Consider the following 12997-nt stretch of genomic DNA (forward strand, 5'->3'; position numbering starts at 1 on the left):
TGCGAAGGATTCCTGATCTTTCATGCGAGCCAAAGGCGCGCAGTAGCCGGCCCGAATGCTCACTCGGGCGGTTCCTATAATTTGATCGGAATTAGACGCGGGGTGGACGCCAGACGGCGTCTAAAAGGCTAGAGGGGATCAGGCCGTTATAGGGAGTGGTCACGGGTTTAGCAGCAGGCATCAGCTGGGCTTTTATTGAGACAAGCTGAAGGATACTTGCAGTTTTGCATTCTTGGCCCGTCTTGCAGACGGTCGCCGTTCCATGCTCATTCGCTTCACAGCACTCGTGTTCAGCACCGTCATCGGCGCCAACCATCGAAGCGTGGTCGGTCGTCATGGCGCCCACACCTTCCATATCGGACATCATGTGATGCCCGGACGATCCAACCGTCATGAGCATTTCCGCTATCCCATTGATCTGAAGCGCAAGCACTAGCAGCAGGATAAGGAAGGAGCGCATGTAGGACGTCATATTTCCAGCTTACGGGGCAATTCATGAGCAATCAATGAGGCAATCGGTCGCTTCGCAACCGAAGCCTAAGCCTAAGCCTAAGCCGACAGGCTTCAAACTACACGCGTTTGACGGAGCCGGAGTGCGTTGAACACAACCGATGCTGAGCTGAGGCTCATGGCCAGGGCAGCAATCATCGGAGACAGCAACAGTCCGAAGAACGGATAGAGCAGACCTGCGGCAATCGGGATGCTCAACCCGTTGTACATAAAGGCAAACAGAAGGTTCTGACGCATATTGCGAACCGTCGCCACCGAAAGCGTGCGCGCGCGCAGTATCCCCATCAGGTCACCTTTAACGAGCGTAACTTGGGCGCTGTTCATGGCGACGTCAGTGCCCGTGCCCATCGCTATGCCGACATCAGCCCTGGCGAGCGCCGGCGCATCATTTATTCCGTCGCCTGCCATGGCGACTACTTTACCTAGGGCTTGTAGCTTAACCACCAGCGCCTCCTTGTCCTGCGGCTTCACTTCGCCATGCACCTCATCGAGCGATAGCTCACGAGCCACCGCGCGGGCAGTGGTAAGCCCGTCGCCGGTGGCCATGATGACTTGCACGCCCTCCGCTTGGAGCCGCGCTACAGCTTCCTTGGAAGTCGGTTTGATTGGGTCCGATACGGCCAGCAAGCCGGCAAGTGCCCCATCAACAGCCAGGTACACAATGCTGGTACCGCTCTCGCGCATTTTTTCTGCCTGATATTTCAACGGCTCGACGCTCACACCCGCATCTTCCATAAGCGCGGTGTTGCCTAGCTGTAGCTGCTTGCCTTCCACCAGACCACGGACTCCGATCCCTGACCCTGACTCGAAGGTCTCTGGCTTCGCCAGCTGGAGACCTTCGCTTCTGGCATGGTCTACGATCGCGTGGGCTAGGGGATGCTCACTACCTTGATCCAAGCTGGCAGACAAACGGATGACTTCCTGCGAGTCAAACGGCGTGACGCCTATGGCCCGATCGAAGACAGGTCGGCCCTCGGTCAAGGTTCCTGTTTTATCGACAATCAGCGTGTCTACCTTACGGACATTTTCGATGGCGCCTGCGTCTCTGAAAAGCACTCCACTTCCAGCCGCTTTGCCTGTGGCAACCATGATCGACATAGGCGTTGCCAGGCCAAGTGCGCAAGGGCAAGCAATGATCAAAACCGCAACTGCATTGATCAGGCCGAATACCCAGCCCTGGTCAGGCCCGAACAGGCCCCATGCAAAGAATGTCAGCAAGGCGATACCGATGACCGTCAGCACGAAATAACCTGCAACCGTGTCTGCCATTCGCTGCATGGGTGCTTTGGAGCGTTGTGCATTCGCAACCATCTGGACGATTTGTGAAAGCATAGTCCCGGAGCCAACCCTGGTGGCTCGCATGACAAGCGAGCCGCTCGTGTTCATCGTCGCGCCGATAAGCGAATCGCCTGTCCGCTTCGTCACCGGAACCGGCTCGCCCGTTAGCATGGATTCATCGACGGCGCTCTCGCCCTCCAATACCTCTCCATCAACGGGTACCTTTTCACCAGGACGAACGCGCAGATGGTCGCCCTCATGAACATGTGTGAGCGGGATGTCCTCCTCTGAACCATCTTTGGCGATACGGCGAGCGGTTTTAGGTGATAAGCCAAGCAGGGACTTAATTGCCGAGGACGTCTGCGAGCGGGCCTTCAATTCCAGCAACTGGCCCAGCAGAGTCAATGAAATGATCACCGCGGCGGCTTCGTAATAAACGCCTATCCGGCCGCCTACTGTGAATGACTCTGGAAACATGCTCGGTAAGAGGGTTGCTACGACGCTGTAAATATAGGCAGCCCCCGTGCCAAGCCCGATCAAGGTCCACATGTTTGGGCTGCGATGTTTGACCGAGGCGAGACCGCGCGCGAAAAATGGCCAGCCTGCCCACAAGACAACCGGGGTCGTGAGGGCCAGTTCAACCCAGTTCTGGCTAGCCCCGTGAAACAGCGGTATCGCATGTCCCGCCATTGCCAACAGGGTTACTGCTACGGTCAGGGGCAGAGACCACCAGAATCGCTTCGAGAAGTCCTTGAGTTCGGGATTCTCCTCCTCGTCGAGTTCAGGGATCAGAGGTTCCAATGACATCCCACAGATAGGGCAATCACCTGGACCCATTTGGCGGATCTCAGGGTGCATCGGGCAGGTGTACTCTGTCGTTGCATCACCGGCGGGTGGTTTCTGTGCGGGTGGGGTAGATGCCCGAGAGGAGGTTCCATGAGCCTGCGGTGCAGCGAGATATCGAGCAGGGTCGGAACGAAACTTGGTCTGGCAACCCTGGCTGCAGAAGCGGTAAGTGCTTCCCTGATAATGCTCTTGATGCTCGCTATCCTCTTCCACCTTCATCCCGCAGACGGGGTCTGTGAGTGCTGCAGTACCTTTCGTTTGGTCGGGCTGGTGATGGCACTGCTGAGAGGACATACGGGGCACCTTATGGATTGGTTAGCGACGAACTTGGCCTATTGCAGGGACATTTGCGGTTTTTCAATGCTTGCAGCGTCTGACAGCCAATATATGCAAAGCGTCCTGACCAAAGGCTGAAGTAACCATTACATTTCTGTCAGGTTCTCTGGTATGTCAGGTCGTATGTATGTTGAAGCGAGCTGCTGGAAAAGTAGCTCGCGCAGATACCGCCTGCTGGCCTAGCCTATGCCTCCATTGTTCGATGCTCGGCCGCTTCATTTTGATGAATACCGAACCGTGCAAAAGCCTAAGCGCAGGTACTCTGCTTTTGAATACGCCTTTGGCAGAGTGGGATACGCCGTACGCTCTAATGAAGCCATAGGAACTCCTTTTCTGAGGAGTCAGAAAAGATAGTCCACGATCAGAGGCTGTGCGGTCGATTTGGTAAATTCTCTTGGCATCAACACGTTACGTGCGAAGTGAGTGAATTTTACTTATATCTCGGCATGACCCCTTACTCGGATCGCCCAGATATCTCTCAGTCGGAGCGGGATTTTCTGCCCGACCAATTTCCCTTTGTTCCAGGGCTGACGGCTCCAGGTAGCGATGATGTTCATGGCAAGTCCTCCACGTGTGGGAGGACAAGGATGGCTAGCCAGAGCAATGGTCGCTAACCGGCCAGAAGCTGACGTTCAAATTCGTCTAATAATTGCGTGTCAGTCATTACCGCCGGGCTGCGCCGGCAGATGGTTTGCGTGGCTAGGTGTTGTCAGGTAGGTTCGATCGAATCAGTGGGTCGAATAACAAGGGCAGCTATGGACTTCGCTAAGGCTTACAAGCAGTGCAGAAAATCGATGGCGCTGGGGCGAGGAATAAAAGCAGTAGAAGCTTGCTTACATCGAGGGAAGCATGAGTTTGATAGTTTGCAGGAAGCGAAGCTGAGCTGTTTTCGGGATATTCGCGGATATAAAATTGTTTCATCTGGTGAGTGTGCATTTTTTCCAAGAGATCTTTCGGAAATCAAAGTGGGCTCTGGGCTAGCTTGGTACAGAGATACGTTTGCGACTACTGAGATAGTACTCCCCCCATATCATAGCTTTGGATTTCTATCTGAATACGGCGGAAAAATCTCGAAAAGCAACAGTGAAGAGGAAAGGTACGCTCACGCGAATAATATGCTGTTGGAAATGTACACGCCCCCACGAATGGCCGACCTGATTTGTGGGGCATGGTCTCAGCGCATCACTTTTGCTCAGTATCAAGAACAGCTGATTGAGGCTGTAAAGGCATACTGTCTGGGTCTGTACGGCGTGGCAATTGTTGGAATTCTGCCTTGCATAGAAGGGTTCCTAAGAGAGCTTGGAAAGCACGTCTCTCTTCCAGTTAAGGATGCCGTGAATATAGAGACGCTTCTAAAGGTTTTTCATCGAATAAAGCAAGGTGAGTTGAAACGACTGGTCGCAGGTTATGATTGGTATCCAGACAAGGAATTAACGATAAACTATTTAAGTCGATATCATGAGCGAGTGCAGATGCTGGAGAGCATGGAAATGTACTTCCGTGGGTGTTTTTACGGTCATACAGAGTCGTTACCATCGCACTTTGTTTTAAATCGGCATGGGATTGCGCATGGATTCTTTAAAGGCTACGCAACACCGAGTAATTTCTTGCGGCTTTTTAATTTAATTAGCTTATTGTCGTTTGCAGCCATTCTTGTCGAAGGGCGCGGTAGCATGTTACAGCCGGGAGTTACCACTGATTCCGAAGCATTGGCATTGAATTTTACTAAATGCCTATTATCCCGACGATACGTTCAGCCGAATGCTCAATCGATTCTTCCATCCCCTATTATTTTGGGCTAGCCCTATACTCCACGGCACGCCCGCCGGCCGCGCATCGGGCAAGGATTCGGCCGGGCAAGGTGGTATTCAGATTTGCAGTCAGGTAGCGTCGCGCTCTTCCAAGGGAGGGGCGAGCGATGTGGACAAAGCATTACCGAGTGATGCGATCTGAGTTGGCCAAGTGCGAAAAAGCCAGGTCCGAACTGGAGAAGATGCACCCGCCCCACACCGTCCAACCGGAACAGGATGGACAGCTTCAGGACTATATTCAGAAGTCGGACAGTCTGTACGAATGGCGGCTGCTGATCTTGACCGAGTACTGGATGATAGAGGCAGACCGCCTCGGTGTCCCACTGCCTGATCGCGATGACAGGACTTTCTGGGGGCGAGTCGAATTTGATAGCGACCCGCGGGAGCCCAGGTATCTCACAGATGCTGGCATTCGCATTGTCAGGGCAGACATCCGCGAGGAGCGTAGGCAGCGCCGCGAGCCGGTAACCTTCTGGAGTAGCATCATGATTGGGGTAGTCGGCGCCCTGACCGGCCTAGCATCTGTCATACCGAACTGGTGGGCAGACTAGGGCGGCTATTGGCCGGTTAGCGACGGCCTGGCTTCGACCGTCGCTATGCATGGTCAAACCTCGGTCTGTTCCGCCATCTCTAGGGCATCATCGACCTCAATCCCCAGATATCGAACGGTGCTCTCCAGCTTCGTATGGCCGAGCAACAGTTGAACTGCCCGCAGGTTCTTCGTCCTGCGATAGATCAGCGATGCCTTCGTACGTCTTATTGTGTGAATGCCATACAGGGCTGGATCAGGGCCAATGGCTTTCACCCAACCTTTGACGATACGAGCGTATTGACGAGTGGATAGATGGTCTGAGATATGCAGCCGGCTCGGAAAAAGGCAATCCTCGCTGCGGGGCTGGGCATGATGTATGGCGATGTGCCGTTCCCTAAGATCAAATGGATTTTCCAGAATCTCAACAAAGCCGAGGTCCTGCTGACCTTCAATGTCGATTTTTTGGTTACGTATCTAGCCGACCGCCAAGCGAACCGGAAAGCCATTGCAAATATCGGCTTGGATCAGCATGTGCCATGGGACATGCTTAAACAGCTGAAGGCGCATCAGCCACGGAGCTGGCAATACCTGATCCAGCGCTATCTGTCCGAGGGGATCAAGCAGGAAAGCGGTGCCCAGTACATGACCGTCTTCTTCATTCGTCCGGCCGGCAGCAACCCGATGGCCTATTGGTTTATCCATCTGGCGAACAACTACCGCGCTAACGATGTGATGAAGAAGATCCACTGGAAATACGGCAACAACTTTTCCCATATGCTGTCGCCTTCCAGCTTTTTCAGCTACGACGCCAATCGGGATATCGCCGTGACAGGTCAGCACGATTTGCTGTTGGATGAGCATTATTTCGACGATGCTACCAATGACCGCATCCGAGGAGAACTTTCGGAGCTCTTGCCCAAACAGGTCTACGAGGTAGAACGGCAACCTTTTTTGGGCCTGATGAGCGGATTGACCAACTACACCATGGCTGACGAGCTTCGCGTAAAGCAGGCACTCGACATTGCTGTCGCGACCGGTGATCTGCTGGCGGTCGACAAGAACGGCAAAACAAGGCGTCGAAAAGGCACAAGCATCAAGTCGACAGATATCCTGATAGCGCCCCCGCAAAGACCCATCTTCTTCGTGCCACCTCTGAAGAAATCCAGTTCAGAAAACTGAGAGGGGCGGCATCGCTCTTCGGGTGGGCGGTTCGCCTCCAACGGTAGAGGTACCGGCATGATACAAGCAGTAGTTTTCGATGTGTTTGGCACGCTTCTCCAGATAGGTGAGCGCCGCCATCCTTTCCGCCAACTGATGCAGAACCTGCGGCTTCAGGGCAAAACACCAAGGCCGGATGACGCACGGACTCTGATGACTCGAAATCTGGGCTTGGCTGGAGCTGCCGATTATTTCGGTGCGCAGTTGAGCAACTCTGAGTTAGCTAGCCTTGAAAGCGACCTTTTCACCGAGCTGGCCAGCGTTCGCCTTTTCGATGATGCGTTGGAGTCGCTAAATCAGCTAAAGGACGCCGGCCTGAATCTCGCGTTGTGCTCCAATCTCGCAGCCCCATATGCGATTCCGGCCAAACTGTTACTGCCGTCGTTCGATGTTTACGGATGGAGCTTTGAGGTTGGGACAATAAAGCCTGAGCCCGCAATCTATCGTCAGATGATCGAACAGCTTGGCTGCGAAGCCTCCGCTATCGCAATGATCGGTGACACGTTGCAAGCCGATATGCTTGGTCCAATTGGGCAAGGCATGCGGGGCTACCACCTACAGCGTGAAGGAAAAGCCGATCAGTGCGGCTTCGTCTCGCTGATGGACTTTGCAGCCCACGTTCTGCAATACCCACCATCCGCCAACGGCTAAAGCGGCGTCGCCAGTTTTAGCTGACGCCGCTAGACCCGGATGGCTTACAGGCATGAAGACACCCTTTTTCTGTAACGGGAGCTCCTTCAACCCTTGAGCGCCAGAATACGCCGAGCGCCGTTGAGAACGATGAATCCCACGACGGTACCGATAATCAGGTCTGGGTAGTTGGACCCAGTCCAAGCGACGAGCGCTCCGGCGACTATGACGCCCATGTTGATGACCACATCATTGGCGGAGAATATCCAGCTCGCTTTCATGTGAGCACCACCTTCCCGGTGTTTGGAAATCAGCAGCAAACAACCCGTGTTGGCGAGCAATGCCAGGAACGCGACGGCCATCATTATCAGCGACTCGGGCTCGCTGCCGAATATAAAGCGTCTGATCACCTCTACGAGCACGCCGAGGGCCAAAATCAGCTGGAGCACACCAGCAAGGTGTGCAGCACGCACCTGCAGATTGACGCTGCGCCCAACCGCATAAAGGGCCAGGCCGTACACTGCCGCGTCAGCGAACATGTCGAGCGAATCGGCAATCAGACCCGCGGACCTGGCAATCAGGCCAGCAGTCATCTCTACCACGAACATGAAGGCGTTGATGCCTAACAGTAAACGTAGGGAGCGGGATTCCTGTGTAGAGTTCGCCGGATTCTCGGCGGCTTTGATCATCTCAGGGTCTGCCGCGACAGTTTTCTGAAGAGTGGCGCCTAGCCCTAACGTCGCCAGCTTTTTGGTTATGGGCTCAACGGCACTGTCATGCATGACATCTAACCGACGGTCCGACAGATCAAAAGTCAGCTTCCGAACTCCGTCCAAACCATTCAGCGCCAAGCGGATCATTCGCTCTTCTGATGGACAATCCATCTTGGGCACGGCGTAAACACTGACCCATTGCCCCGTCGTATCGGAAGGGTTTTGCATATCGGCATCAGCGGCTGGTGTCGCATCGCAGCCGCAGGGACCATCGGACTTGCTCATGATACGGCTCCACTTGAAATCGAAGATGGGATCATTAAAAGCCTTATAGCTACTATAAGGTCAATAACGCAGAGCCGATGAGGATTCACACGATGCGCATTGGTCAGTTAGCAAGGCTAATAGGGATTGATACACAGACGATCCGCTTCTATGAGCAGCAGGGCTTGTTGCCACCGCCTGATCGCCAGGCGAACGGCTATCGTGTCTACACCGAGAAGCATGGCGAGCGGCTAGCTTTCATCCGGCGCTGCCGAATCTTGAATCTGTCACTTCCAGAGATTCACGCACTCCAAAGCTACCAGGATGACCCTCGCCAGCCTTGTACGGCCGTCAATGCCTTACTCGATGATCACATTTCTCAAGTCAGATCCCAGATAACCGCTCTGCAATCACTCGAACGACAACTCGTTTCACTGCGGGCTAATTGCAACGATGGGCGGGAAGTTGAGGCTTGCGGCATTCTCGCCGGAATTAGCGAGGACGCATGCATTAAATGAACGGCGTTGGGGCTTGCGGGCCTGGTTACCCGGCCAACGCGCATGCCCTCGAAATGGTTGTTTGTCCCTGTGGTTTTTGCCCCTTCGTAGTGATGGCTGTCTCCGTGCGGTATCACTTTGAGTCAGGCCTGCCGAGGAAACGTGAGTTCAAACGTGGTCCGACCGTCTTTGCTGGCGACGGCCACGTGGCCTTTGTGGAGGTTCATCACTGAGCGGACAATCGCTAGCCCCAATCCTGCCCCGCGAGGTTGTATGCCGTTAACGCGGTAAAAGCGGTCGAACAGATGTGGGAGATGATCCGATTCGATAGTCGCGCCATGATTGGTGACAGCCAGCGAGACGATGTCTACGTCCTCCTCAAGGATCTTAAGTTCGACCGTACTGCCAGTATTTGAATGCCGCAGCGCGTTGGATAGCAGGTTGGAAATGGCCCGCTGGACCATAAGTCGATTTCCCAAAATCATGGCATCGCCCGTTACTGTCGTAGCGACTCCCGCTTCTTCGGCAAGGACTTCGAAGTATTCACATACGCGCCTCGCCTCGCTTCCTAAAGATAATTGTTCGAGCTTCAGTGCTGGGCTGGCGTGGCTGGCCTGGGCGAGAAACAGCATGTCTGACACGATTCGATCCATGCGTTCGAGTTCTTCAACCGACGACTCGATCACCTCCCGATAATGCTCCTTGCTTCGCTCACGCACCAAAGTCACCTGCGCCTTGCCTATCAGGTTGTTCAGCGGAGTTTTTAACTCATGAGCCACATCGTCCGAGAATTGTGACAGTTGCTGAACGCCGTCATCGAGTCGATGAAGCATTACGTTGAGGCTGTGCGCCAATGCCTGGAGCTCTTGCGGAAGCCGATCGGTGCGGATTCGAGGTGATAGATCCTGTGTAGATACCTTAGTCGCCAAGGCCCGGAACTTGCGAAGCGGCCGCAAGCCATTTTGGGCGATTAGCCATCCAGCCAATCCGATCAATATCAGTAGCATCGGCACGGTCACTAAGGCCGAGCGCAGGAATGCAGCCACCAGCCGTTGATCGGCACTGCGATCTTGCGAAAGTAAAAGCGTCATTGGAGCCAGTCCCGGGACTTGGATTTGCTTGCGCCCGGTTAGCATCTGCACGCCATCTTTCGTTGTCCAGCCAAGATAGTCGCCGTCCCTGCTCACGAGATCCAGCTGCTGCGGCGCATTGGCGAATCGGCCGATACTGAAAATGGGTGATTTCGCTGTATCGCCGATGACCGTAATCGAAAGGTTGTCATGGCCGAGTACGGTATCGCTCAATGCGTGTTGCCAGGAGCGGCCCATACGGGCTTTGGTGTCTTCGAGGAGTCCATGATCGATCTGAGAGAGCTTGGCCGTCACTTCCTCCTGGGCGCGCAGTTCCAGTTGGCGCACCAGTACCCAGTAGCTCAGTGCAATCAGCAGCGCGACCAAAGCGGCGCCGGTCAGTGTGATTTGAAGCGCGAGACGCGATGCGAGGCTGAGTGGCTTCAAGGCCGCGCCTCCAGCACGTAGCCCACACCCCGGATGGTGTGTATCAGGCGATCGCCGAAGGGTTCGTCCACTTTCATCCGCAGGCGACGAATCGCAACATCCACCACATTGGTATCGCAGTCGAAATTGATGTCCCACACCATGGCAGTTATTTCCGTACGCGTGAGGACTTCGCCAGTCCGGCGCATGAGCAGATGCAATAACGCAAATTCTTTGCTGGTGAGGTCGATACGCTGACCGCTCCGGTAAGCCCTATGCCGGGCCGGGTCCAGTTCGAGGTCGGCTACACGCAGGTTGCTCGGAAGTGTGACTGCCTCGCCTCGCCGCAACAGTGTCCGGATACGGGCAAGCAGCTCGGGGAACTGGAACGGCTTGACCAGATAGTCGTCGGCGCCCGATTCCAAGCCGCGGACTTTTTGCTCTAAGCGGCCATTGGCAGTCAGCATGATGACGCGTGTCTGCTTACGCCGCCTGATGAGTTCGAGAACCTCCCACCCATCCATGGTTGGCAGATTCACATCTAGCAGCACGATGTCATAGTCGTTCTGCAGTGCCAGGTGAAACCCATCGAGGCCATCACTTACGCAATCGACCAAGTAACCACATTCGATAAGACCCTGCTGCAAGTATTCCGCAGCTTTGATCTCGTCTTCGACAACCAGGATGCGCATGTTTTGAGGTAACTCGGCAAGGAGGTGCGCGGTAAGCGGAACCAAAAAAATCCATGTAGTAACTAGGTCAAGACGAAAGCGGCTTGGCTCTAGCGTGAAAGGCAGAGGCGAAAAGATCTGCCCAGGGAAGCGGGAAGCACTTTAACGCGGTAAAAGCCCTGTGAGGGCTATCTTGCGAATTTGTAATCTACCGGTCATTTGGTTGACCCGCAGCGCGAGCGGGTGCACCAAACGAAAAAAGGCGCCCTGATGGGCGCCTGAAACACATCTTCAAACCAAGGGAGCAAAACTAAAGAAGATGTGGTGTTGCTCATGGTGTTTCACAAGATCGAGAGAGGGTACTCGGCGATGAATCGGACCTCATCGAGGTCGGACTCGAAAGCAGTCGCCCGCGTGGTAGCCTGGCGCACCCGCAGAGACAAATCCTTGAGAGAGCCAGTCTGTACAACGTAGCGGGCTTCGACGTCGCGTTCCCAGCGGTTCTGTCCCGTCAGCGGCGCACCGTTATCGTCTTGGCGCATGTACACCTCGTTCGCGTTGCTGTAATCGGCGCCCCAACCGCGGGCGTAGCGGGTCATGAAAGTAAGCCCGGGTATGCCGTACTCCGCCATGTTCAGGTCGTAGCGCAGCATCCAGGACTGCTCTTTAGGTGAGTTGAAATCACTGTACTGAATGGAGTTGTTCAGGTAGATCGAGTCCGCCTGGCGCAAGTAGTCAAAGTCGTTGTTACCGTTGTTTCGCTGATACGACGCCGTGACGGTGTGCGCGCCGAAGGCGACACCCAGGCTGGAGCTCCAGATGTTGTTGTTGAACTCGCCCAGCAACTCACGGCCTTCGTCGGTTGCCTTGTAATAGTTGAAGCTGGCCAGCAGCGCGACGATATCGGAGAGCGGATAGGTGGCCGACGCACCGAAGTAATGCTGGTTCCAGGCATCTTTGAGGCGGCTGGTGTACAGGCTAAGACTGATATTTTCATTCACGCTGTAGTCACCGCCTGCGTAGCCGAGCCAAGGCGCGTCTACGCCCCCGCCGTAGAAGGTGACGAAGTCTTCGTTCATGTTACTGGTGTTGGGCTGGCTCATCGCGTGCAAGCGGCCTCCCTGAAGGGTGAGGTCGTCCAGCGAGTTGTTCACAACGGTGACACCCTTGAAAGACTCCGGCAGCAGCCGAGAGTCGCCGAAGTGCACGACAGGTGTAGTGGGAAATACATCGCCGGCCTTGATCTCGGTGTCCAGCAAGCGTGCTTTCACCGCGCCCCCCACCCGTGTGAAGTCATCCTCAGGATCGCCAGCGCTGTCGTGGGGAAGCAGGTCGATGCTGCCGCCCACACCGGAGCGCCCCGAACCGGAGTCGAGCTTGAGGCCGAGCATGGCGAAAGCGTCGAAGCCAATCCCTACCGAGCCTTGGGTATATCCGGACTCGAAGAAGGCCATCAATCCGTGGGCCCATTCCTCGGAGTAGCCATTGCCGGCGGCACTCTCACCGTCGCGAAAATCCCGATTGAAATAGAAGTTGCGATTTATCAGCGATAGCGTGCTGCCTTCGATGAAGCCCTCGGCTGTTTCCGATTGGGCAAAGACCGGGGCGCTGCCCAATGCCAGTGAAAGGGCTGTCAGCGAAAAAACGGCCTTTTTGCTCATGATGATGCTCCTTATGTACGGCAGGTCAGTGCTCGAATGACGCCTTTCGCCTTTTTGTTTTTAGCGCTTGGCCATGTTCTTCCCCTAGAGATGACGGCAGGATTAGCGGCAAATGACTATTTTGTAATCTGAGGAAGCCCAATCGCGCACTCCTTCGATTACAGATTTGTAATGTTGCGGTCACCAGGTCGTTATCCACACTTATTTAAAGTCACCACCCCATAGCCATCAGCTATCTCGCCGGCTTGGCAAGGCTGATAAAAACGCTTTCGTGTATTTGTCTACTAAATTCAGGGCGAATCACTATCGCAGTAGAGGCGCATGTGTTTCGCGTCTTGGCGGGGGTAGTTCTTATGATTGGATTCGACATCTAAACCAGGAAGTCATCGTTTTGCCTTGGATGAGAAAAATAGTTTTGCTGATGTTGCTAGCCTTGTTCCCATTGCAATCATCATGGGCAGTTGTTAGCACGAGCTGCAGTCATGAGGATGGTTCGGCAGCAAATCATCTTGGACATCACGAACATCCGCACGA

At 54.7% G+C, this 12997-nt stretch carries 9 protein-coding genes and 3 pseudogenes; 4 read left to right on the forward strand and 8 right to left on the reverse strand.

Going from position 1 to position 12997, the window contains the following annotated elements; translation table 11 throughout:
* Positions 1 to 91 precede the first annotated feature (91 nt).
* From GQA94_RS06615 to GQA94_RS06625, 3 genes and pseudogenes are all read right to left on the reverse strand, one after another.
* Positions 92 to 472, reverse strand: coding sequence for a hypothetical protein (locus GQA94_RS06615; RefSeq protein WP_003292653.1), 381 nt, complete (start codon positions 470 to 472; stop codon positions 92 to 94).
* Between the two features lie 92 nt (positions 473 to 564).
* The gene (locus tag GQA94_RS06620; RefSeq protein ID WP_015275571.1) at positions 565 to 2928 is read right to left on the reverse strand and encodes a heavy metal translocating P-type ATPase; all 2364 of its coding nucleotides are present in this window, start codon (positions 2926 to 2928) and stop codon (positions 565 to 567) included.
* A gap of 494 nt (positions 2929 to 3422) precedes the next feature.
* Positions 3423 to 3527, reverse strand: a pseudogene (locus GQA94_RS06625) (integrase); the annotation flags it as partial.
* 198 nt (positions 3528 to 3725) lie between these two features.
* Between GQA94_RS06625 and GQA94_RS06630 the strand changes: the two are divergent.
* Positions 3726 to 4772 (forward strand): hypothetical protein, encoded by a 1047-nt coding sequence (locus tag GQA94_RS06630; protein ID WP_015275572.1) that lies wholly within the window; start codon positions 3726 to 3728, stop codon positions 4770 to 4772.
* Between the two features lie 613 nt (positions 4773 to 5385).
* On the opposite strand, the pseudogene GQA94_RS06635 reads toward GQA94_RS06630, so the two are convergent.
* Positions 5386 to 5691 (reverse strand): annotated as a pseudogene (locus GQA94_RS06635) (tyrosine-type recombinase/integrase); the annotation flags it as partial.
* Here GQA94_RS06635 and tcmP point away from each other — a divergent pair.
* Both tcmP and GQA94_RS06645 read left to right on the forward strand, forming a co-directional pair.
* Positions 5689 to 6492: pseudogene (gene tcmP, locus GQA94_RS06640) on the forward strand (three-Cys-motif partner protein TcmP); the annotation flags it as partial. The pseudogenes GQA94_RS06635 and tcmP overlap by 3 nt on opposite strands.
* A gap of 57 nt (positions 6493 to 6549) precedes the next feature.
* Positions 6550 to 7182, forward strand: coding sequence for an HAD family hydrolase (locus GQA94_RS06645; protein WP_003292660.1), 633 nt, complete (start codon positions 6550 to 6552; stop codon positions 7180 to 7182).
* Positions 7183 to 7268: 86 nt separating this feature from the next.
* Here GQA94_RS06645 and GQA94_RS06650 read toward each other — a convergent pair whose 3' ends face one another.
* Entirely contained in the window at positions 7269 to 8159 is an 891-nt protein-coding gene (locus GQA94_RS06650; RefSeq protein WP_003292661.1) for a cation transporter, read from the reverse strand.
* 92 nt (positions 8160 to 8251) lie between these two features.
* On the opposite strand from GQA94_RS06650, the gene cadR reads away from it, so the two are divergent.
* Positions 8252 to 8656 carry a Cd(II)/Pb(II)-responsive transcriptional regulator gene (cadR, locus tag GQA94_RS06655; protein WP_003292662.1) on the forward strand — a complete coding sequence of 135 codons (405 nt, stop codon included), beginning with the start codon at positions 8252 to 8254 and terminating at the stop codon, positions 8654 to 8656.
* Between the two features lie 122 nt (positions 8657 to 8778).
* Here the strand turns inward: cadR and GQA94_RS06660 are convergent, their stop codons facing one another.
* The 3 genes from GQA94_RS06660 to GQA94_RS06670 form a co-directional block, all read right to left on the reverse strand.
* Entirely contained in the window at positions 8779 to 10152 is a 1374-nt protein-coding gene (locus GQA94_RS06660; RefSeq protein ID WP_003292663.1) for a heavy metal sensor histidine kinase, read from the reverse strand.
* Positions 10149 to 10823, reverse strand: a complete 675-nt coding sequence (locus tag GQA94_RS06665) for a heavy metal response regulator transcription factor (protein ID WP_008569962.1) — start codon at positions 10821 to 10823, stop codon at positions 10149 to 10151. Before GQA94_RS06665 ends, GQA94_RS06660 begins: the two co-directional genes overlap by 4 nt.
* Before the next feature lie 320 nt (positions 10824 to 11143).
* Positions 11144 to 12463, reverse strand: coding sequence for an OprD family porin (locus GQA94_RS06670; protein ID WP_014822255.1), 1320 nt, complete (start codon positions 12461 to 12463; stop codon positions 11144 to 11146).
* Between the last annotated feature and the right edge of the window lie 534 nt (positions 12464 to 12997).

The sequence above is a fragment of the Stutzerimonas stutzeri genome (assembly GCF_009789555.1).
Classification (GTDB): Bacteria; Pseudomonadota; Gammaproteobacteria; order Pseudomonadales; family Pseudomonadaceae; genus Stutzerimonas; species Stutzerimonas stutzeri_R.